The sequence below is a fragment of the Pantoea agglomerans genome, assembly GCF_021397715.1.
Lineage (GTDB): Bacteria > Pseudomonadota > Gammaproteobacteria > Enterobacterales > Enterobacteriaceae > Pantoea > Pantoea astica.
Genome location: NZ_CP090207.1, coordinates 2,324,059 through 2,344,959 on the forward strand (window position 1 = coordinate 2,324,059; position 20,901 = coordinate 2,344,959).

Consider the following 20,901-nt stretch of genomic DNA (forward strand, 5'->3'; position numbering starts at 1 on the left):
AACAATCCAGGCTGACACTCAGATACGCCGGTGTGGTCAGACACCGGCACGCGCAAGGTTTACATCAGCCCTTTTTTCGCCAGTTCGGTCTTGAAGTTGTCGCGGGTGATTAACACCACGTCGGTAACTTCGGTGAATTTTGGTGGCTCTTCGCCTTTGCTGACCCAGTTGTAGAGCATCTGGCTACTTTTGTAGCCATGAACATCCGGGCTTGGCAGCAGCGAGCCGTAGAAGCCGGTCGCTTTGTCTTTCGACAGTTCGCTGATGGCATCAACGCCGTTAATGCCGATACCGATGACGTCAGCCGCTTTGAAACCCTGGCCTTCGGTGGCGCGCACGCCGCCCAGCACGGTGTTGTCGTTCATGCCGACAATCAGCCAGTGTTTCACTTCCGGATGCTGCACCAGCAGCGAGTTACCGGCATCGAATGCGCCAGGAATATCGTTGGATTTGGTCGGCACCTGGTAGATCTGCGCGGCCGGGAAGCCCGCGGCTTTGATCGCGTCCATCGAGCCGCCGGTACGACGACGCGCGGTGTCGAGTTCGTTCGCGGTAATTGCCATCACGCCGGTGGTTTTCGCATCCCAGCCGCGCTTCTGCATCTCTTTGTAGAGTTCCTGACCCTGACGCTCACCAATTTTGGTGGCGGCCATCATCACCAGCGGAACGGTATCCATCGGCTTGCCTTTGGCGGTGACGAACTGGTCATCGACCGCAATCACCTTCAGACCGTAGCCACGCGCTTTGGCCATGATGGCGGAACCGAGTTTGGGATCGGGCGTACAGATAACGAAGCCTTTTGCGCCATTGGCGGCCAGGCTATCGATGGCGTTAAGGGTTTTCTCACCATCGGGAACGGCAATCTTAATCACGTCAAAGCCTAAATCCTTACCGGCCTTATCGGCGAACTTCCACTCGGTCTGGAACCAGGGTTCCTCCGGTTGCTTGACTAAGAAACCGAGCTTCATGGTCTCGGCGATAGCGGATTGTGACATAACCGCTGCCAGGCCGATGGCCGCGAACGCTTTAGTGAATTTATGCATGATGCTCTCCGGTACCAGGTTGTTTTTCTCTGCTATTAACGAATCGGTGTAAACGTTACCAGTTTGTTTTGATTTGTGGGTACAGCCATAAATCAGTGCGTTAGGACGCTAACTGCTGAAAGCCTGTTCAGACGCTGCGCTAGTTTTAACGGGATTAGCGAAGAAAAATGTAGAGCGGTATCACATCTTAAAATCACGGCAGAATGGTCCATATATTCAGCAAATTTAACCGGACGTTAACTTTTGCAATGGATCACAAAATCACTGTCGATGACAGAAAAGTGCATATTGTCAGCCAGCCATGACTAACCGTTCTGGCGCGTCGGACACAGGATGTAAGGGTTCATTAACTACAGGAGATTCCGATGCGTGCTGGAGCCATCACCCTTGGGCTGGACTTTGGTAGTGATTCGGTGCGTGCGCTGGCCGTCGATTGTCATAGCGGCAAAGAGCTGCAGAGTGCGGTGGTCAGTTACCCGCGCTGGCAACAGGGCTTGTACAGCGATCCACACACCAACCGTTTTCGTCACCATCCGCAGGATTATATCGATGCGATGGAACAGGCGATGCTCGGCGTTCTGAATGCACTTAGCGAGACGCAGCGCGCCGCCGTGGTCGGGATTGGCGTCGATACCACTGGCTCGACCCCGGCGCCGATCGATCGCGACGGCAACGTGCTGGCGCTACGCCCCGAGTTTGCTGACAACCCCAACGCCATGTTTGTGTTGTGGAAAGATCACACCGCCATTGAAGAGGCGGAAGAGATTAACCAGCTCTGTCACAGCGGCCGTTTTCAGGATTACAGCCGCTATATTGGCGGCATTTACTCCTCTGAATGGTTCTGGGCCAAGATTCTGCACGTTTCACGCGAAGATGCGGCGGTACGTGACGCGGCAGTCTCCTGGGTGGAGCTGTGTGACTGGGTCCCGGCGCTGCTGAGCGGCACCACCGCACCCGATCGTCTGCGTCGTGGACGCTGCGCCGCCGGACATAAAGCGCTGTGGCACGGTGACTGGAACGGCCTGCCCGAGGCCGATTTCCTTAACGCCCTCGACCCGATGCTGACGCAACAGCTCGACTCTCCGCTGTTCAGCGACACCTGGACCGCTGACCTGCCGGTCGGCACCCTGAGCCCGGAATGGGCGCAGCGGCTCGGTCTGCCGCAGACGGTGACCCTCTCCGGCGGCGCGTTTGACTGCCATATGGGCGCAGTCGGCGGCGGCGCGAAGCCTTATACCCTGGTGAAAGTGATTGGCACCTCTACCTGCGACATCCTGATTGCGGATACTGAAAAGGTCGGCGATCGCGACATCAAAGGCATCTGCGGTCAGGTCGATGGCAGCGTGATGCCGGGCGCTATCGGGCTGGAAGCGGGACAGTCAGCCTTTGGTGATATCTATGCCTGGTTCAGCCGCCTGCTGGGCTGGCCGCTGCAGCTGGCGGCGGAACGTCATCCGGCGCTGAAACCGCAGCTGGCAGAGATGCAGAAGACGCTGATCAAAGATCTGACCGAGGCCTGGGCGGCCAATCCGCAGCTCGATCATCTGCCGGTGGTGCTCGACTGGTTTAACGGTCGCCGCACGCCGAACGCCAACCAGCGTCTGAAAGGCGTGATTACCGACCTGAATCTCGGCACCGATGCGCCCGCGCTGTTTGGCGGCCTGGTTGCCGCCACCGCCTTTGGCGCGCGCGCCATTATGGAATGCTTTGAGCAGCAGCAGATCCCGGTGGAAAATATCCTGACTCTCGGCGGCATCGCGCGTAAATCGCCCGCCATTATGCAGGCCTGTTGTGACGTGATGAACCGTCCGCTGGATATCGTCGCCTCAGACGAATGCTGTGCGCTGGGCGCGGCGATTTTCGCCGCCGTCGCGGCGGGCGTCTACCCCAGCGTGCCGGAGGCCCAGCAGGTGATGGCCAGTCCGATCGCCGTCACGCTGCAGCCCGATCCGGCGCGCGTGGCGCGCTATCAACAACTCTATCAACGCTATCAACAATGGTGCGTGACGGCTGAACCGCAATACGCCGCCCGCCCCGCTTCCGCTAAGAGCCTATCCCAGTAGGCGTAATTGTTGCAGGCAGTCTGGACACGAACCGCGCGGAACAACCAGGCGTACACCGAGTACGTGAGGATTGTGAGCACTGCTCAGGTTCAGACTGACAAATAAAATAGCCTATTGGGGTAGGCTCAAAGTAAAGGAGCGATCTTATGGAACAATTAAACAGCTACAGCGTATGGTTTGTGATTGGCACGCAGCACCTCTACGGGGCGGAGACATTACGCCAGGTCGAACAACATGCGCGTCAGGTGGTCGAGGGATTAAATCAGGCCGGTCTGCCACTGCGTCTGGAGCTGAAACCGCTGGTGAAATCACCGGACGAAGCGCTGACCCTGTGCCGCGACGCCAATCACGATAACCAGTGCGTCGGCATCATTACCTGGCTGCATACTTTTTCACCAGCCAAAATGTGGATTGGCGGCCTCAGCGTGCTGAATAAACCGCTGCTGCAATTCCATACCCAGTTCAATGCTGAAATCCCGTGGGACAGCATGGACATGGACTTTATGAACCTGAACCAGACCGCACACGGCGGCCGTGAGTTTGGCTTTATCGGCGCGCGCATGGGGCTGCAACACAGCGTGGTCACCGGTCACTGGCAGGATGGCGCCAGCCAGCAGCGTCTGGGTCACTGGATGCACGCAGCGCTGGCGAAACAGGCCAGCCAGCAGCTGAAAGTGGCACGCTTCGGCGACAACATGCGCGAAGTGGCGGTCACCGAAGGCGATAAAGTCGCAGCGCAGATTCAGTTCGGCTACTCAGTCAATGGCTGGGGCGTTGGCGACCTGGTTGAGGTGATCAATCAGGTGAGTGACGGCGACGTCAATGCGCTGATCGACGAGTATGAAAGCCTCTATCGCTTTACCGACGTGGCGGCTTCTGGTGGCGAAAAACGGCAGAACGTGCTGGATGCCGCACGCATCGAGCTCGGCCTGAAGCGTTTCCTGGAAGCGGAAGGCTGCCACGCTTTCACTACCAACTTCCAGACGCTGCACGGCATGACGCAGTTGCCAGGTCTGGCGGTGCAGCGTCTGATGGGCCAGGGTTACGGCTTTGCCGGTGAAGGCGACTGGAAAACCGCTGCGCTGCTGCGCATCTTCAAAGTGCTGGCTGGCGACCGCAAAGGTGGCACCTCATTTATGGAGGATTACACCTATCACTTCTCTCCGGGTAACGATCTGGTGCTTGGCTCTCACATGCTGGAAGTCTGCCCCTCGATCGCCATTGAAGAGAAGCCGCTGATCGATGTGCAGTTCCTCGGCATTGGCGATAAAGCCGATCCGGCCCGCATGATCTTCTCTACACCGGCGGGTCGTGCAATTAACGCCAGCGTCATCGATATGGGCGATCGTTTCCGTCTGCTGGTTAACGTGGTGGATGCGATAGAACAGCCTAAGCCGCTGCCGAAGCTGCCGGTGGCGCGCGCACTGTGGAAAGCCCAGCCATCACTGGCGACCGCGTCCGAAGCGTGGATTCTGGGCGGCGGCGCGCACCATACGGTGTTCAGCCAGGCGCTGACGCTGGATGATATGTATCTGTACGGTGAAATGAACGACATCGAAGTGTTGGTGATTGATGAGCACACCCGGTTACCTGCGTTTAAAGATGCGCTGCGCTGGAACGAAGCGTATTACCGGCTGAAACGTTAATAACCAAAAGGCGCTGTTCATTTTTTAATTAGCAACGCGCCAGATTAAATGAAACCACCGATGCAGGCTTTTGCGGCATCGGTTTTTTTATATAAACGGTGCTATTCAGTCGGGAATAACAGGCGTTCCGTAAAGTCGCCATAAATAGATCCCGGTAGCCCCGGCCGCCGGGCTATTCTCCTCATCCGTCAGGCTCGCCCGCAAGCGGGCCCACGCTTCGCGTTGTTCAAAAACGTTCCCGGCGTTTTTGTCCATGCGGCGGACGCTTTACTCCACTGCCCGTCACCTCCTCCTTTTTGCTAGTTCAGCGCATATTTTTAAAAGCCATGATCAAGCCCAACCGGGCAGGAAAGGCATGCCTGAAGAGCAAAGCGTCCGCGCCAGGGAAGGCGCGGCCGATCCGCAGGGATGCGGGAATCCTTTGCGATCGGGCATCCCTTTCCTGACCTTGCACCAGAAATCAACAGCAATTGTTTTATTCAACACATCAATAAAAAGTCCACTCTTCTGCTTCTCAAAGCGATGCATCAGCCCAACCGGGAAGGAAAGGCATGCCTGAAGAGCAAAGCGTCCGCGCCAGGGAAGGCGCGGCCGATCCGCAGGGATGCGGGAATCCTTTGCGATCGGGCATCCCTTTCCTGACCTAGCACCAGCAACCAATAGCAATTGTTTTATTCAACACATCAATAAAAAGTCCACTCTTCTGCTTCTCAAAGCGATGCATCAAGCCCAACCGGGAAGGAAAGGTATGCCTGAAGAGCAAAGCGTCCGCGCCAGGGAAGGCGCGGCCGACCCGCAGGGATGCGGGAATCCTTTGCGATCGGGCATCCCTTTCCTGACCTTGCACCAGCAACCAACAGCAATTGTTTTATTCAACACATCAATAAAAAGTCCACTCTTCTGCTTCTCAAAGCGATGCATCAGCCCAACCGGGAAGGAAAGGTATGCCCGAAGAGCAAAGCGTCCGCGCCAGGGAATGCGCGGCCGATCCGCAGGGATGCGGGAATCCTTTGCGATCGGGCATCCCTTTCCTGACCTTGCTCCAGCAACCAACAACCAACAGCGATTGTTTTATTCAACACATCAATAAAAAGTCCACTCTTCTGCTTCTCAAAGCAATGATCAAGCCCAACCGGGAAGGAAAGGCATGCCTGAAGAGCAAAGCGTCCGCGCCAGGGAAGGCGCGGCCGATCCGCATGGATGCGGGAATCCTTTGCGATCGGGCAGCCTTTCCTGACCTAGCACCAGCAACCAACAGCGATTGTTTTTCCTGTCATACAAAAGAGAGCCTAAGTCTTTGCTATAACTTAACCCTTTCATGAATTTGTACTTTCCCCCATCAGCCTGTATTGCTTGTAGCCTGAAAAAACAAAGGTAGCCAGAGCCATGCAAATTGCCGAACTGAACCAACATCCCGGCTACGCCGGACAAACCGCACAGTTACTGCACACGGAATGGTCAGCACTGCCTGCATGGTCGCATCAGCCCACCATCCTTGAGCGTATAAAACAGCGGAATCAGGCGCCTGCTGCAGAATTTACCCTCATCGCCACGCCGGATGGCGAAACGGTTGCCGCTACCTGTAGCCTCATTCGTTATGAACTGGATGACATCGCGGCAAGGGAATACTGGATCGGTGAAGTGGTAACGGATAAGAAATTCCGGGGCCAGGGCGTGGCAAAAGCGTTGATCCAGCAGGCAATCGCGCGAGCAAAACAGCAGCAGATTAGCGAGCTCTGGCTCTATACTCCCGATCAACAGGCGTACTATCAGCGTTCAGGATGGCAGGCGGTGGAACAGCGGCAAATAGCGGGTGAAGAGGTCACGGTGATGATGCTGCATCTGGCGCAGTAATGGGCGGCTCCTGCGAGCCGCCTTTTAGCTGGAAACTCAGGAACTCAATCGTTTTACCGGTGCATTCTGCTGGCGATCCCAGATCACCGTCAGCAGGCGCTGCAACGCGATAAAGGCAAACAGCAGGATACCAATGGCGATTTTGGTCCACCACGAACTGAGCGTACCGTCGAAGTTAATCCAGGTCTGGATCAGCCCCTGAATCAATACGCCAAACAGCGTCCCCAGCACCGTGCCGACGCCGCCCGACAGCAGCGTGCCGCCAATCACCACCGAGGCAATCGCATCCAGCTCCACGCCGAGTCCCGCCAGTGCATAGCCAGCCGAGGTATAGATCGAAAAGACGATACCGGCCAGCGTGGCTAAGGTGGTAGAGAGCATATAGATTTTGATGGTGGTGGCGCGGGTCGAAACCCCCATAAGCTGCGCCGAGGTCAGATTCCCGCCGATGGCGTAGACCTGATTCCCGAAGCGGGTGCGGTGCGCCAGAATGATGCCGCCTAGCACCACCACCAGCATAATCACCGCCAGCAGACTAAGGCGTCCGCCGCCCGGCACTTTCCACGCCAGGCTGGAGAGCGTGGTGTAGAACGGATGATCGATCGGAATCGAATTTTCCGACACCAGATAGCTGCAGCCGCGCAGAAAAAACATGCCCGCCAGGGTGATAATAAACGCCGGGATCTTCAGCGCATCGATCAGCCAGCCCATCATCGCGCCAAACAGCGCCCCCAGCGACAGAATCACCGCGAAGGCCAGCAGCGGATCGAGGTGGAAATCGCCGATTGCCCGCGCCAGAAACACGCCGGTAAAGGCGATAACCGCGCCGACCGACAGGTCGATACCGCCGGATAAAATCACAAAAGTCATGCCGACCGCGATAATACCGAGAAAGGCATTGTCGGTCAGAATATTGCAGATCACCCGGGTTGAGGCAAAGCCCGGAAACTGGCTCAGGCAGAACAGATAACCCGCCACGAACACCAGCAAGGTGATCATCAACGGCAGATGGCGTTTGATCATGTCGGGCGTCTCCGTTTCAACATCGCAATAAAGCGCGGTGACTGCAGTAACAGTACGCACATCACCACCACCGCTTTCACTACCTGATTCAGCTCAGGCGGGAAGCCGGAGAGCAGAATGCCGGTGTTCATGGACTGAATAATCAGCGCGCCAATCAGTGACAGCACCAGATTGAAGCGTCCGCCCATCAGCGACGCGCCCCCAATCACCACCGCCAGAATCGCGTCCAGCTCCAGCCACAAGCCAGCGTTATTGGCATCCGCACCGCGAATATCCGCGGCCACAATCAGCCCCGCTACCGCCGCACAGACTCCGCTGATGGCGTAGGTGGACATCACCACCAGCCAGCCGGTAACGCCCGCATTGCGCGCAGCGCGCAGGTTAATGCCCACCGCTTCAATAAACAGACCGAGCGCGGTTTTTCGCGTCAGCAGCCAGACCGCCAGCGCCACCACCAGAGTGATCCAGACCGGCACCGGCAGCATCCACAACGAACCGTTACCAAACCAGCCGAGCGCATCGCTGTCGAACGTAACAATCTGTCCCTGAGTAATCAGCTGGGCGATACCGCGCCCCGCCACCATCAGAATCAGCGTGGCAACAAACGGCTGAATCCGCAGCAGCGCGACCAGCACCCCGTTCCAGATGCCGCACGCCAGACCGGTTCCCAGCGTGGCGAGAATAATAAACGGCAGGCTGTGTCCGGCCACGGTTAAGGTTGCCGCCGTCGCGCCGGCAATCGCCATCACCGCGCCCACCGAAAGGTCGATACCGCCGGTGGCGATCACCAGCGTCATGCCAATCGCCAGCAGCGCCACGGGCGCAGCGCGGTTGAGGATATCAATCGGGCTGCCGAACAGACGACCATCCTGCAGATGAACAGCAAAAAAGTTGTTCGCCACCAGGCTATCGATCAGCAGCACCAGCAGCAGCGCGGCGATTTGCGGCATCCCCGGCGGCAGTTTCAGCTTACGGCGTTGCGGTTTTTCAGGTGTCATAGGGGTCTCAAGCATGTTGTGCCCCTCCGTCAGCGATAGCGTTAACGATCGACGCGACCGAAAGTTGTTCCAGCGGAATTTCTGCCACCTGCTTCAGGTCGCGCATAATCAGCACCCGATCGGCATAACCCACCAGCTCTTCCAGCTCAGAGGAGATCACCAGCAGCGCCAGTCCATCAGCGCACAGGGATTCGATCAAACGGATAATCTCGGCGTGTGCGCCCACGTCAATGCCGCGCGTCGGTTCGTCGAGGATCAGAAATTGCGGTTTAGTCACCAGCCAGCGCGACAGCAGAACCTTCTGCTGATTACCGCCCGACAGCAACTCCACCGGTTGATCGGCGTGCGGCGTACGGATACCCAGGCTCTTGATAAAGCGTTCGGCGATCGCCTGCTGCTCGCGCTTTTTAATCGGCCGCAACCAGCCGCGCTGCGCCTGCAACGCCAGAATGATATTTTCGCGCACCGATGCCGCGCCAATGATCCCGTCGGTTTTACGATCTTCCGGACAGAACCCCATGCCCAGCTGCGATGCTCTGGCCGGATTGGTAATGCGCTGCACTTTGCCTTTGATTTTTGCCGTGCCACGGTCGGCGCGACGAATACCAAACAGCACTTCCGCCGTTTCGGTACGCCCGGAGCCGAGCAGCCCCGCCAGACCTACCACTTCACCGGGCCGGACTTCCAGGTTGAACGGCTCGATGGTGCCCTTTTTGCCATAATCTTCAAACGACACCACCGGCTGATTACTGCGCAGGGTACTGCCCTGTCGCTGCAGCGCGGTCTCCAGCAGTTCGCGGCCCAGCATCAGTTTGATCAGTTCAATTTGCGGCAGCGAAGCGGTATCGCGGGTCGCGATAAACTGCCCGTTGCGTAATACCGTAATGCGATCGGTAATGCGGTACACCTGGTCGAGAAAGTGGGTCACGAAAATCAGGCTCATCCCTTTGGCTTTTAACTGCGTCATCAGGGTAAACAGCATCTCTACTTCACTGGCGTCGAGGCTGGCGGTCGGCTCATCGAGGATCAACACCTGGGCGGAGAGATCGACCGCCCGACAGATGGCGATAATCTGCTGCATCGCCACCGAGTAGTGTCCCAGCGGACGCGTCACGTCGAGGGAAAAACCGTAATTGCGCATCAGCGCATCGGCATCGCGCACCATACGCCGCCGATCGAGCATACCGAAGCGACGCGGCTCACGGCCAATATAGAGGTTATCCGCCACCGACATATTCGGCAGCATGTTCACTTCCTGATAAACCGTGCCGATGCCCATCTCCTGCGCTTCGGCCGTGTTGTGTGGGGAAATCGGTTTTCCGTTAAGGGTAATGGTGCCGGCATCGCGGCTGTAGACGCCGGTCAGCACTTTAATCAGGGTCGATTTGCCCGCGCCGTTTTCGCCCAGCAGCGCCATAATCTCGCCTTTGCGTATATCAAACGAAACGTTGCTCAGCGCCTTCACGCCGGGAAATCCTTTGCTGATGCCGCTAATGGTTAACAGCGATGTTTCATTGGGTGTGGTCATTCTGCTAACTCCGCCTCACGTCATGAAAAACCGCCCCGCAGGGCGGTCTGCGGCTTAGTAACCCATGCCTTTTTTGCGTTCCAGTTCGGTCTGCGCGTCAGCAGGCAGGAACAGTTTTGATTCGGTTTTAATCACTTTTGGCGGCAGCGTGCCCTCTTTCTTAAATTTCTCCAGCGCGTCAAATGCCGGGCCGGCCATGTTTGGCGTCAGCTCCACGTTGGCGTTGGCTTCGCCCGCCAGCATCGCTTTATAGATATCCGGCACACCGTCGATTGAGCCGGTCAGAATATCTTTGCCCGGTTTCAGGCCCGCTTCTTTAATTGCCTGAATGGCACCGATCGCCATGTCATCGTTGTGGGCGTAAACCATGCAGATGTTTTTGCCGTTGTTTTCCGCCTTGATGAAGCTCTCCATTACCTCTTTACCTTTACTGCGGGTAAAGTCGCCCGACTGAGAGCGGATCACTTTAATATTCGGATGGCCGCTGATCGCTTCGGCAAAGCCTTTCTTACGATCGATCGCCACGCTGGCCCCGACCGTGCCCTGCAGTTCCACCACGTTACACCGCTTGTCGCCGACGGTTTTCACCAGCCAGTCGCCAATCAGCTTACCTTCCAGCACGTTGTCCGCCGTGACCACCGCCTGATAGAGCGATTTGTCTTTAACGACGATGGCGCGGTCCAGCAGATAGACCGGGATTTTGGCGTCTTTGGCTTCTTCCAGCACCGGTTCCCAGCCGGTCTGCACCACCGGTGCAATAAAGATGGCATCCACGCCCTGAGCAATAAATGAGCGCACCGCTTTTATCTGGTTCTCCTGTTTTTGCTGACCATCGGCGATTTTCAGCGTGATACCGCGTTTTTTAGCCTCGCTTTTCGCCACGTTGGTTTCTGCTGAACGCCAGCCAGATTCCGAACCCACCTGCGAGAAGCCGACCGTCATGTCCGCAGCCAGCACCGGACCAGTCAACGCGGCGCTGACCAGCGTGGTCAGAAGTAAACGTTTCCACATAGTTTTTATTCCTCTGAAGGGCATTTGCTGTTTAGGGTAGAGAGCTCGCTTAGCCTGGACTAAAAAAGGGTGCATAATGGCGACATGCTTCACAAAATTGAGCAAATTAAAGGAGTTACGTGCAGGCATGCGGTTTTTTTCATGGGCGGTTATGGATAAAATAACTGAAAGCAAAATCCGGGCAGGTTAAATAATTGTAATAAACAGAATCGCTTATGCGCAGGCTCTCTGGAAGCGATTACAGCCAGGCGTACTAAATGGGTTATCTGCCCGTCCGATGAACAAAAAATGGGATTTGTGATTACCCGCACAATGCGATTTCTGGCCTGCTGGCGGGCGAAACGTTTCTCTGGTGGGTTCGGCTGACTTTCCCGCTCTATAGCACGCTGAAAGGTCATCACTGACGGGGAGAAGTTTGCAGACCGGTGATTCAGCCCAACAGGCAAGCCTGTTGCTCAATAATAAAACGTGCAAAAATGGACTTTTAGCGGCGTATCCCGGTCTTTTGTCTGATTTTCACCTTTTTTTCACGGCAGGATCTGGACAGCTTTAGGTTGCCCCCTATACTGAGCACTCCTTCGTTCCTTCTACTGTTATGGCAATGATGACTGCGTACGACTACCTGCTTAAATTTCGCAAAGTGAATAACTCAGACAGTCTGGAAAAGCTCTTCGATCACCTCAATTACTCGCTCACCGATGACATGGAAATCATCAATATGTACCGCGCTGCCGATCATCGACGTGCCGAACTGGCGTCGGGCGGACGGTTATATGATCTGGGCTGTGTGCCTCAGACGGTGTGGCGCTACGTGGTTTAATTTCCGGCTGCCCGTTCGCCTTTTTTATCGGTCACGTTGTCCAGGCGGGCACACCCCATCTGGACATGCTATTCTGCTGCGCTTCAACCTCCCGAAACAGGAATACCCGCTATGAATGAACAGGTTGCTGCGCCGCGCATCGGTGGCTGGCTTTTGCTGCCGCTGGCCTGGCTGATTATGACCCTGTTAACCACCGCGCTGGTGATGGCGATGTACCTTACACCGCTGTTTAACCCGGAATGGCGTGCCACACTCTTTTCTCACGGCAGCACCCTTTTCTCGTACTGGGCCATCTCTCTGCTCACCACCGTCGCGGTCTGGGCCTATAGCCTGTGGATCAGCTGGCTGTTCTTTAAACGCTCACGCCGTTTGCCGCGTCATTATCTGCTGTGGTTGCTGATTACCGTGCTGTTAGCGCTGAAAACCTTTGCCTTTACCCCGGTTTCTGACAGCCGCGCCCTGCAGACGCTCCTGCTGTCACTGCTGGCGGCAGCGGTGTTTGTTCCCTACTTCAAGCGCTCACAACGGGTTAAAAACACCTTTATCGAGCCGTAATCGCGTGAGTTATGTCAGGAATTTAATTCTGAGTGCGGTCTGCCAGACCGGTCGCGGCGTAGGTGTTGAGATACGCCACACTATCTATGATAATAAGCCGCTTTCTGGTTCCCAGGCGAAAAAATGACCGATTATCTGCTTCTCTTTGTTGGTACTGTGCTGGTTAATAACTTCGTGCTTGTGAAGTTCCTTGGCCTGTGCCCGTTTATGGGCGTTTCCAAAAAACTGGAAACGGCGATCGGCATGGGCCTGGCCACCACTTTCGTCATCACCCTGGCCTCGATCTGCGCCTGGCTGGTGAATCACCTGATCCTGCTGCCGCTGGATCTGGTCTATCTGCGCACCATGGCCTATATCCTGGTGATCGCCGTGGTGGTGCAGTTCACCGAGATGGTGGTCCGTAAAACCAGCCCGTCACTCTATCGCCTGCTGGGCATTTTCCTGCCGCTGATCACCACTAACTGTGCGGTGCTCGGCGTGCCGCTGCTGAGCGTGAACCTGAATCACACCTTTTTACAGGCGGCGCTCTACGGCTTTAGCGCCTCGCTCGGCTTTTCGCTGGTGATGGTGCTGTTCGCTGGCATGCGCGAACGTCTGGTGCTGGCCAATGTCCCGGCACCGTTCAAAGGTAACTCTATTGCCCTGATTACCGCGGGCCTGATGGCGCTGGCGTTTATGGGCTTTACCGGCCTGGTGAAATTCTGATGACCGGGATCTGGATTGCCATTGCTGTATTAAGTGCGCTGAGTCTGGTGTTCGGCGCGCTGCTGGGCTACGCCTCACGTCGCTTCGAAGTCGAAGAAGATCCCATCGTTGAACAAATTGATGCCATTCTGCCGCAGAGCCAGTGTGGACAGTGCGGCTATCCCGGTTGCCGTCCCTATGCCGATGCGGTAGGCAATAACGGAGAAGCGATCAACAAGTGCGCGCCAGGCGGAGAGCAGACCATGCTCAAGCTGGCGGAGCTGCTCAATGTTGAGCCGCAGCCGATTGATGGCGATGAAACCGCCAAAGCGCCAGTCCGCACCGTGGCCTTTATTGATGAAGCGAACTGCATCGGCTGCACCAAGTGTATTCAGGCCTGCCCGGTCGATGCGATTGTCGGGGCGACCCGCGCGATGCACACCGTGCTGAGCGATGTCTGCACCGGCTGCGATCTCTGCGTGGCACCCTGCCCGACTGACTGCATCGAGATGCGGCCGGTTGAGACGACGCCTGCCAACTGGAAATGGGATCTGAACAGCATCCCGGTGCGGGTGATCCCGGTAGAAAACCATGCTTAATTTGTTGAATTTTTTCAAAAAAGATAAGATCTGGGATTTCGATGGCGGCATTCATCCGCCGGAAATGAAAACCCAGTCCAACGGCACGCCACTGAGCGAACTGCCGTTGCCGCACCGTTTTATCATCCCGCTGAAACAGCATATCGGTCATGAAGGTGAAATCTGCGTCGCACCTGGCGATAAGGTGCTGCGTGGTCAGCCGCTGACGTTTGGCACCGGCCGGATGTTACCGGTGCATGCGCCGACCTCCGGCACCATTGAGGAAATCGGTCAGCACATGACCGCCCATCCATCGGGCCTGTCAGAGCTGTGCATTTTCCTGACGCCCGATGGCGAAGACCGCTGGATGCCACTCGATCCGCTCCCCGATTACCGGCAGCATTCGCGCGCTGACATCGTGCAGCGCATTCACGATGCCGGTATTGCCGGCCTGGGCGGCGCCGGTTTTCCCACCGCCACCAAGCTGAAAGGCGGCTTGCGCGGTGTTAAAACGCTGATCATCAACGCCGCGGAATGCGAACCTTACATCACGGCGGATGACCGCCTGATGCAGGACTACGCCGCTGAAGTGCTGGAAGGCAGCCGGATTCTCGCCTGGGTATTACAGGCAGAGCGGGTACTGATTGGCATTGAAGATAATAAACCTGAAGCCATTGCCGCGCTGAAGCAGGCGCTGGGCGGCGAGCGCGATCTGCAAATCCGGGTGATCCCGACCAAATACCCCTCTGGCGGTGCTAAACAGCTGACCCGCATCCTGACCGGGATGGAGGTGCCACACGGCGGACGCTCGACCGATATCGGCGTGCTGATGCAGAACGTCGGTACCGCCTGGGCAGTTAAGCGCGCCATTATCAACGGTGAACCGATTACCGAACGCGTGGTGACGCTGACCGGCGAGGCGATCGCCCAGCCGCGCAACGTCTGGAGCCGTCTCGGCACCCCTATCAGTCATCTGCTGCATCAGGTCGGGTTCCGTCCTGGCCCGCGCCAGATGGTGATCATGGGCGGTCCGCTGATGGGCTTTACCCTGCCGTCGCTGGATGTGCCGGTGGTGAAGATCACCAACTGTATTCTGGCGCCTTCCGGCAGCGAAATGGGCAACAACGACGAAGAGCAGTCCTGTATTCGCTGTTCCGCCTGCGCCGATGCCTGCCCGGCGAAGCTGCTGCCACAGCAACTCTACTGGTACAGCCAGGGCGGCGATCACGACAAGGCGCGCGCCCATCATATTGATGACTGCATTGAATGCGGTGCCTGCGCCTATGTCTGCCCGAGCAATATCCCGCTGGTGCAATATTACCGGCAGGAAAAAGCGGAACTGCGCGCCATCGATCTGGAAGCGAAACGGACTCTCGAAGCCAAAGCGCGGTTTGAAGCGCGTCAGGCGCGACTGGAACGTGAGAAGCAGGCGCGTGAAGCGCGACACGAAGAAGCGAAACAGCGCGTTGCCCGCAGTGACAACAGCGAACTGGCTGCAGCGAAAGCACGAGCAACCGCCCGTCGCGCCGAGCCGGATGAAGCCACGGCCGAAGCGCAGCGTGAAGCCCGTCATGCACAGGCACGTTTGCGTCAGGCCGAGGCTCAGGCGGAAACCCAGCCGCTGACTCGTCAGACAACCGATCCGCGTAAAGCGGCGGTTGAGGCGGCCATCGCCCGCGCCAAAGCGAAGAAAATGACGCCAGCCGAGGCTGAAGTCAGTGAAGATGCGGAAGTTGATCCGCGTAAAGCCGCCGTCGAAGCCGCCGTTGCCCGCGCTAAAGCGAAGAAAGCCGCACAGGCGGCAAGCGCGGCGGATGCTGAGCCGCAGACGGTAGCTGACGCTGAGCCTGCTGCGGAAACCGACGACCCGCGTAAAGCCGCGGTGCAGGCCGCTATCGCCCGCGCCAAAGCGAAGAAAGCGCAGGCCGCAAGCGCGGCGGATGCTGAGCCGTATACGGTAGCTGACGCTGAGCCTGCTGCTGAAGCCGAAGACCCGCGCAAAGCCGCGGTGCAGGCCGCTATCGCCCGCGCCAAAGCGAAGAAAGCCGCACAGGCTGAAAACGCGGCGGATGCTGAGCCGCAGACGGTAGCTGACGCTGAGCCTGCTGCGGAAACCGACGACCCACGCAAAGCCGCGGTGCAGGCGGCTATCGCCCGTGCCAAAGCGAAGAAAGCGCAGGCCGCAAGCGCGGCGGATGCTGAGCCGCAGACGGCTGCTGAGCCTGCCGCTGAAGCCGACGACCCACGCAAAGCCGCAGTGCAGGCGGCTATCGCCCGCGCCAAAGCGAAGAAAGCCGCACAGGCGGCAAGCGCGGCGGATGCTGAGCCGCAGACGGTAGCTGGCGCTGAGCCTGCCGCTGAAGCCGACGACCCACGCAAAGCCGCGGTGCAGGCCGCTATCGCCCGCGCCAAAGCGAAGAAAGCGCAGGCCGCAAGCGCGGCGGATGCTGAGCCGCAGACGGCTGCTGAGCCTGCTGCGGAAGCCGAAGACCCGCGCAAAGCCGCGGTGCAGGCGGCCATCGCCCGCGCCAAAGCGAAGAAAGCCGCGCAGGCGGCAAGCGCGGCGGATGCTGAGCCGCAGACGGTAGCTGGCGCTGAGCCTGTCGCGGAAGCCGAAGACCCGCGCAAAGCCGCGGTGCAGGCGGCTATCGCCCGCGCCAAAGCGAAGAAAGCCGCACAGGCTGAAAGCACGGCGGATGCTGAGCCGTATACGGTAGCTGACGCTGAGCCTGCTGCTGAAGCCGAAGACCCGCGCAAAGCCGCGGTGCAGGCGGCTATCGCCCGCGCCAAAGCGAAGAAAGCGCAGGCGCAGGCGGCGGCCGCAGAAGAAGCGTCGCGGGATGCTGCGGTAGCAGCCACTGCCGCCCACCACGCCGTAGAAAAAGCCGAACAGGCGCAGGAGCAGGCCAACAACGCCAACGCGGAACCGGAACAGGCACCTGAACTGAATCAACCCGATGATGCGCGTAAAGCTGCCATAGCGGCCGCCATCGCCCGTGCCAAAGCGCGTAAAGCGCAGTCGTCTACGACGCTTGAGGATTAAATGGCTTTTCGTATCGCAAGTTCCCCTTATACCCATAACCGCCGCAGTACCGGCAATATCATGTTGCTGGTGGTGCTGGCGGCGGTGCCGGGCTTTGCCGCGCAGTGTTATTTCTTTGGCTACGGCACTTTTTTGCAGGTTTTACTGGCAACGCTGACCGCCTGGCTGACCGAAGCTGCGATTTTACGGCTGCGTAAAGCCCCGATTGGCAGCAACCTGGCGGATAACTCCGCGCTACTGACCGCGGTGCTGATCGGCATCAGCCTGCCGCCGCTGGCGCCCTGGTGGCTGGTGGTGATCGGTACGGTCTTTGCCATCGTGATTGCCAAACAGCTGTATGGTGGGCTGGGTCAGAACCCGTTTAACCCGGCGATGGTGGGATATGTGGTGCTGCTGATCTCCTTCCCGGTGCAGATGACCAGCTGGCTGCCGCCCGACACGCTTCAGGCGATCAAACCGACGCTGCTGGATAGCCTGAGCATGGTATTCCGCGGCCACACGCTGGCAGGCGAAACCATGCAGCAGTTGCAGATGGGTGTGGATGGCGTCAGTCAGGCAACGCCGCTGGATACCTTTAAAACCGGTCTGCGCGCCGGTCACAGCGCCGATCAGTTACTGGCGCAGCCGATCTACAGCGGCGTACTGGCGGGTCTCGGCTGGCAGTGGGTCAACCTGGCTTATCTGGCTGGTGGTCTGTTTCTGCTGTGGAAAAAGGCTATCCGCTGGCATATTCCTGCCGCTATGCTGCTGTCGCTGGCGTTGTGCGCAACGCTGGGCTGGCTGTTCTCACCTGATTCACTGAACAGCCCGCTGATTCACCTGTTCTCGGGCGCGACCATGCTGGGGGCGTTTTTCATCGCTACCGATCCGGTGACCGCCTCCACCACGAACCGCGGCCGTCTGCTTTACGGCGCGCTGATTGGTCTGCTGGTCTGGCTGATCAGAAGTTTTGGCGGCTATCCGGATGGCGTCGCCTTTGCGGTGTTGCTGGCTAACATCTGCGTGCCGCTGATCGATTACTATACTCAGCCGCGCGTTTACGGCCATCTCAAGGATTAAGCGATGCTGCAGACGATTCGTAAAAATGGCGTGACGCTGGCAATTTTTGCCGCGATTACCACTGCCGCCACCGCCGTGGTGAATACCGTGACCAAACCCACGGTGGAGCATCAGACCCAGCTGCAGCAAAAAAACCTGCTGGATCAGGTGGTACCGGCTACGCTCTACGACAACAATATTCAGCAGGATTGTTACGTTGTCACCGATCCCGCACTGGGCAATAGTGCTCCTCACCGCCTCTATCTGGCGCGGAAACAGGGTCAGCCGGTGGCGGCTGCGCTGGAAACGACCGCGCCGGACGGCTATTCAGGTGCGATTCAGATGCTGGTCGGTGCTGATTTTAGCGGTAAAGTGCTGGGGGTTCGGGTGGTTGAACACCATGAAACGCCCGGTCTGGGCGATAAAATTGAGTTGCGTATTTCAGACTGGATCAACAGTTTTAATGGCAAAGTGGTTCAGGGGCCGACCGATAAAGCCTTTGCGGTGAAAAAGGATGGCGGTGAGTTCGACCAGTTTACCGGTGCCACCATCACGCCGCGCGCGGTGGTCAATGCCACCAGACGCACCGCCCTGTTAATTGAAACCCTTCCGGAGAGATTCTCTTCGTTACCGGCATGTGGAGACGCAAATGAGTGAAGCTAAAAGCCTGCTGGTGGGCGGGCTGTGGAAAAATAACTCCGCGCTGGTTCAGCTACTGGGCCTCTGCCCGCTGCTGGCCGTGACCGCCACCGCCACCAACGCGCTGGGACTGGGTCTGGCGACCACGCTGGTGCTGACCCTGACCAACAGTTTTATCTCCGCCTCACGCCGCTGGGTGCCGTCGGAGATCCGCATCCCGATTTACGTGATGATCATCGCCTCGGTGGTGAGTTGCGTACAGATGCTGATCAACGCCTACGCCTACGGTTTGTATCAGTCACTGGGCATCTTCATCCCGCTGATTGTCACTAACTGCATCGTGGTTGGCCGGGCCGAAGCGGTGGCCTCAAAAAGCAGTATCCCGCTGGCGGCGCTGGATGGATTCGCTATCGGTATGGGCGCGACCTGCGCCATGGTCGTGCTGGGTTCGATGCGCGAAATCATCGGCAGCGGCACGCTGTTCAACGGTGCCGATCAGCTGCTGGGGCCGTGGGCGAAGTCGTTACGCATCGAGGTGGTCCATTTTGACTCGCCGATGCTGCTGGCTATGCTGCCGCCTGGCGCCTTTATCGGCCTTGGCATGATGCTGGCAGGCAAATATCTGATCGACCAGAAGATGAAGCAGCGCGCCGCACAGCGGGCAGAAGCCGCAGCCACTGCGACGCCACAGGGCGCAACCGGGAAAGCGGTGTGAACCAGACGAAACGTAATGAGATCCTGCGTCGGCTGCAGCAGAATAATCCGCATCCGACCACCGAGCTTAACTTCAGCTCCCCGTTTGAGCTGCTGATTGCGGTACTGCTCTCGGCCCAGGCGACTGACGTCAGCGTCAATAAAGCCACCGCCCGGCTCTATCCGGTGGCGAATACCCCGGCGGCGATGCTGGCGCTGGGCGTTGAGGGCGTGAAGGAATACATCAAAACTATCGGGCTGTTTAACAGCAAAGCGGAGAATGTGATTAAGACCTGCCGCATCCTGCTGGAACAGCACAATGGCGAGGTGCCGGAAGATCGTGCCGCGCTGGAAGCCCTGCCCGGCGTTGGCCGTAAAACCGCTAACGTGGTGCTGAATACCGCATTTGGCTGGCCAACCATCGCGGTCGATACCCATATCTTTCGCGTCAGCAATCGCACCCGCTTTGCGCCGGGTAAAAATGTTGAAGAGGTGGAGCAGAAACTGCTGAAGGTAGTGCCGGCGGCGTACAAGGTCGACTGTCATCACTGGCTGATTCTGCATGGTCGTTACACCTGTGTGGCGCGCAAGCCGCGCTGTGGTGCCTGTCTGATTGAAGACCTGTGTGAGTATCCCGATAAAGTCGATTAACCGGCTGCTCTGACCCGCTACGGCGGGTTTTTTATTGCTGGTCGCGCCGCCACGCAATGATCTTCTTCCGCCCCCATGTCCCGCCGTTGATACCTGCACAGTTTGTCGGGTTGTTACATTGATGTTGATGATGGAAAATCGCCGCCCCTGACGATAAGAAAATGTTATGACACGGTGAGTAAAGTAATGAATAACAGCCCTTCCACCGGCAGGCACGCGGTACGCCTGTTTCTGGCCCGTCTCTGGCCACATCCGCTGGCGGTGAGTAAAAAGCATATCTTTTTTGCCAGCCTGGGTGCCGGTAGCGGATTGATTCTGACCAGTCTGCTCAGCCACTGGCTGCTGGGCGAGCTGAATTTATGGTTTATCGCCCCGGTCGGCGCTTCGGCAGTGCTGCTGTTTGGCGTGCCGGCCAGTCCACTGGCGCAGCCGTGGGCAGTGGTTGGCGGAAATACGCTGTCAGCACTGGCTGGCGTCACGGTGAGTCAGTTTATCCCCCATCCCGCTATTGCCATGGGCGTTGCCGCCGGTCTGGCCATTCTGTTGATGTTTAAGCTGCGCTGCCTGCACCCACCGGGTGGTGCGGTGGCCCTGACCGCTATTTTAGGCGGTCCGACGGTGCAGCAGATGGGCTACCACTTTGTGCTGACGCCGGTGCTGATCAACTCGGTGACGCTGGCCCTGCTGGCTATGCTGTTTAATAACCTGGCCGGACGCCGCTATCCGCACCCGCTGGCCCCGGAAGAGGTGAAACCGGAGCCGGTAGCGATGCCGGTACCGCTGACGCGCGCAGATCTGCACCAGGCGCTGGAAGCCGGTGAACTGCTGGATATCGACGAAGATGATTTGCAGGCCCTGTTGCAGCGCGCGGAACTGATCGCCCAGCGCCGTCAGACCGCCAGCGCCTGATTCCCGCCGTATGGCCTCAGCGCCGAACTTGATCCGTGCCACAGATTTGGTCAGCCAAAGCGCAGCGGCTTTTCCATAACATACTGATAACACTCTCGCCCAGGCCGGACGCCCAGTCTGCCCTG

At 58.1% G+C, this 20,901-nt stretch carries 20 protein-coding genes; 14 read left to right on the forward strand and 6 right to left on the reverse strand.

Translation table 11 applies throughout. From position 1 onward, the window contains the following. Positions 1 to 59: 59 nt before the first annotated feature. On the reverse strand, positions 60 to 1,043 hold the full coding sequence (locus tag LZU96_RS11020) for an arabinose ABC transporter substrate-binding protein (protein WP_233984395.1): 984 nt from the start codon (positions 1,041 to 1,043) through the stop codon (positions 60 to 62). Between the two features lie 365 nt (positions 1,044 to 1,408). On the opposite strand from LZU96_RS11020, the gene LZU96_RS11025 reads away from it, so the two are divergent. Together LZU96_RS11025 and araA are read left to right on the forward strand one after the other, a co-directional pair. Further along, positions 1,409 to 3,106 carry a ribulokinase gene (locus LZU96_RS11025; RefSeq protein WP_233984396.1) on the forward strand — a complete coding sequence of 566 codons (1,698 nt, stop codon included), beginning with the start codon at positions 1,409 to 1,411 and terminating at the stop codon, positions 3,104 to 3,106. A 146-nt stretch (positions 3,107 to 3,252) separates the two neighbouring features. Further along, positions 3,253 to 4,752 (forward strand): L-arabinose isomerase, encoded by a 1,500-nt coding sequence (araA, locus tag LZU96_RS11030; protein WP_233984397.1) that lies wholly within the window; start codon positions 3,253 to 3,255, stop codon positions 4,750 to 4,752. 330 nt (positions 4,753 to 5,082) lie between these two features. Here the strand turns inward: araA and LZU96_RS11035 are convergent, their stop codons facing one another. Further along, positions 5,083 to 5,280: a hypothetical protein gene (locus tag LZU96_RS11035; protein ID WP_233984398.1), complete on the reverse strand. Its 198-nt coding sequence runs from the start codon at positions 5,278 to 5,280 to the stop codon at positions 5,083 to 5,085. Positions 5,281 to 5,696: 416 nt separating this feature from the next. On the opposite strand from LZU96_RS11035, the gene LZU96_RS11040 reads away from it, so the two are divergent. Together LZU96_RS11040 and LZU96_RS11045 are read left to right on the forward strand one after the other, a co-directional pair. After that, a complete protein-coding gene (locus tag LZU96_RS11040; RefSeq protein WP_233984399.1) occupies positions 5,697 to 6,074 on the forward strand; it encodes a hypothetical protein in 378 nt (125 codons plus the stop codon). Between the two features lie 64 nt (positions 6,075 to 6,138). Further along, a complete protein-coding gene (locus LZU96_RS11045) occupies positions 6,139 to 6,606 on the forward strand; it encodes a GNAT family N-acetyltransferase (RefSeq protein WP_233984400.1) in 468 nt (155 codons plus the stop codon). 36 nt (positions 6,607 to 6,642) lie between these two features. Here the strand turns inward: LZU96_RS11045 and yjfF are convergent, their stop codons facing one another. From yjfF to ytfQ, 4 genes are read right to left on the reverse strand one after another with little or no spacing between them, the layout of a single operon-like run. Then, positions 6,643 to 7,629, reverse strand: coding sequence for a galactofuranose ABC transporter, permease protein YjfF (gene yjfF, locus LZU96_RS11050; RefSeq protein WP_233988180.1), 987 nt, complete (start codon positions 7,627 to 7,629; stop codon positions 6,643 to 6,645). After that, entirely contained in the window at positions 7,626 to 8,642 is a 1,017-nt protein-coding gene (gene ytfT / locus LZU96_RS11055) for a galactofuranose ABC transporter, ATP-binding protein YtfT (protein ID WP_233984401.1), read from the reverse strand. The genes yjfF and ytfT overlap by 4 nt, the downstream gene beginning before the upstream one ends. Continuing rightward, complete coding sequence (locus tag LZU96_RS11060; protein ID WP_233984402.1) at positions 8,635 to 10,155, reverse strand: sugar ABC transporter ATP-binding protein; 1,521 nt, start codon at positions 10,153 to 10,155, stop codon at positions 8,635 to 8,637. Before LZU96_RS11060 ends, ytfT begins: the two co-directional genes overlap by 8 nt. Before the next feature lie 54 nt (positions 10,156 to 10,209). Next, positions 10,210 to 11,166, reverse strand: coding sequence for a galactofuranose ABC transporter, galactofuranose-binding protein YtfQ (gene ytfQ, locus LZU96_RS11065; protein WP_233984403.1), 957 nt, complete (start codon positions 11,164 to 11,166; stop codon positions 10,210 to 10,212). A gap of 604 nt (positions 11,167 to 11,770) precedes the next feature. Between ytfQ and ydgT the strand changes: the two genes are divergently transcribed. The 10 genes from ydgT (at position 11,771) to LZU96_RS11115 (ending at position 20,776) form a co-directional block, all read left to right on the forward strand. Continuing rightward, positions 11,771 to 11,986, forward strand: a complete 216-nt coding sequence (ydgT, locus tag LZU96_RS11070) for a transcription modulator YdgT (protein WP_233988181.1) — start codon at positions 11,771 to 11,773, stop codon at positions 11,984 to 11,986. A gap of 111 nt (positions 11,987 to 12,097) precedes the next feature. After that, positions 12,098 to 12,541, forward strand: coding sequence for a DUF2569 domain-containing protein (locus tag LZU96_RS11075; protein WP_233984404.1), 444 nt, complete (start codon positions 12,098 to 12,100; stop codon positions 12,539 to 12,541). A gap of 123 nt (positions 12,542 to 12,664) precedes the next feature. Continuing rightward, a complete protein-coding gene (gene rsxA, locus LZU96_RS11080; RefSeq protein WP_031377346.1) occupies positions 12,665 to 13,246 on the forward strand; it encodes an electron transport complex subunit RsxA in 582 nt (193 codons plus the stop codon). Next, positions 13,246 to 13,824 (forward strand): electron transport complex subunit RsxB, encoded by a 579-nt coding sequence (gene rsxB, locus LZU96_RS11085; protein ID WP_233984405.1) that lies wholly within the window; start codon positions 13,246 to 13,248, stop codon positions 13,822 to 13,824. The genes rsxA and rsxB overlap by 1 nt, the downstream gene beginning before the upstream one ends. Further along, positions 13,817 to 16,846, forward strand: coding sequence for an electron transport complex subunit RsxC (gene rsxC, locus LZU96_RS11090; RefSeq protein WP_233984406.1), 3,030 nt, complete (start codon positions 13,817 to 13,819; stop codon positions 16,844 to 16,846). Before rsxB ends, rsxC begins: the two co-directional genes overlap by 8 nt. Continuing rightward, the gene (gene rsxD / locus LZU96_RS11095; protein WP_233984407.1) at positions 16,847 to 17,905 is read left to right on the forward strand and encodes an electron transport complex subunit RsxD; all 1,059 of its coding nucleotides are present in this window, start codon (positions 16,847 to 16,849) and stop codon (positions 17,903 to 17,905) included. It abuts the gene before it with no gap. Between the two features lie 3 nt (positions 17,906 to 17,908). Then, positions 17,909 to 18,541, forward strand: a complete 633-nt coding sequence (gene rsxG, locus LZU96_RS11100) for an electron transport complex subunit RsxG (RefSeq protein ID WP_233984408.1) — start codon at positions 17,909 to 17,911, stop codon at positions 18,539 to 18,541. Beyond that, complete coding sequence (locus LZU96_RS11105; protein WP_233984409.1) at positions 18,534 to 19,238, forward strand: electron transport complex subunit E; 705 nt, start codon at positions 18,534 to 18,536, stop codon at positions 19,236 to 19,238. Before rsxG ends, LZU96_RS11105 begins: the two co-directional genes overlap by 8 nt. Beyond that, on the forward strand, positions 19,235 to 19,867 hold the full coding sequence (gene nth, locus LZU96_RS11110) for an endonuclease III (protein ID WP_233984410.1): 633 nt from the start codon (positions 19,235 to 19,237) through the stop codon (positions 19,865 to 19,867). The genes LZU96_RS11105 and nth overlap by 4 nt, the downstream gene beginning before the upstream one ends. Positions 19,868 to 20,053: 186 nt before the next feature. Beyond that, complete coding sequence (locus LZU96_RS11115) at positions 20,054 to 20,776, forward strand: HPP family protein (protein ID WP_233984411.1); 723 nt, start codon at positions 20,054 to 20,056, stop codon at positions 20,774 to 20,776. Positions 20,777 to 20,901 lie beyond the last annotated feature (125 nt).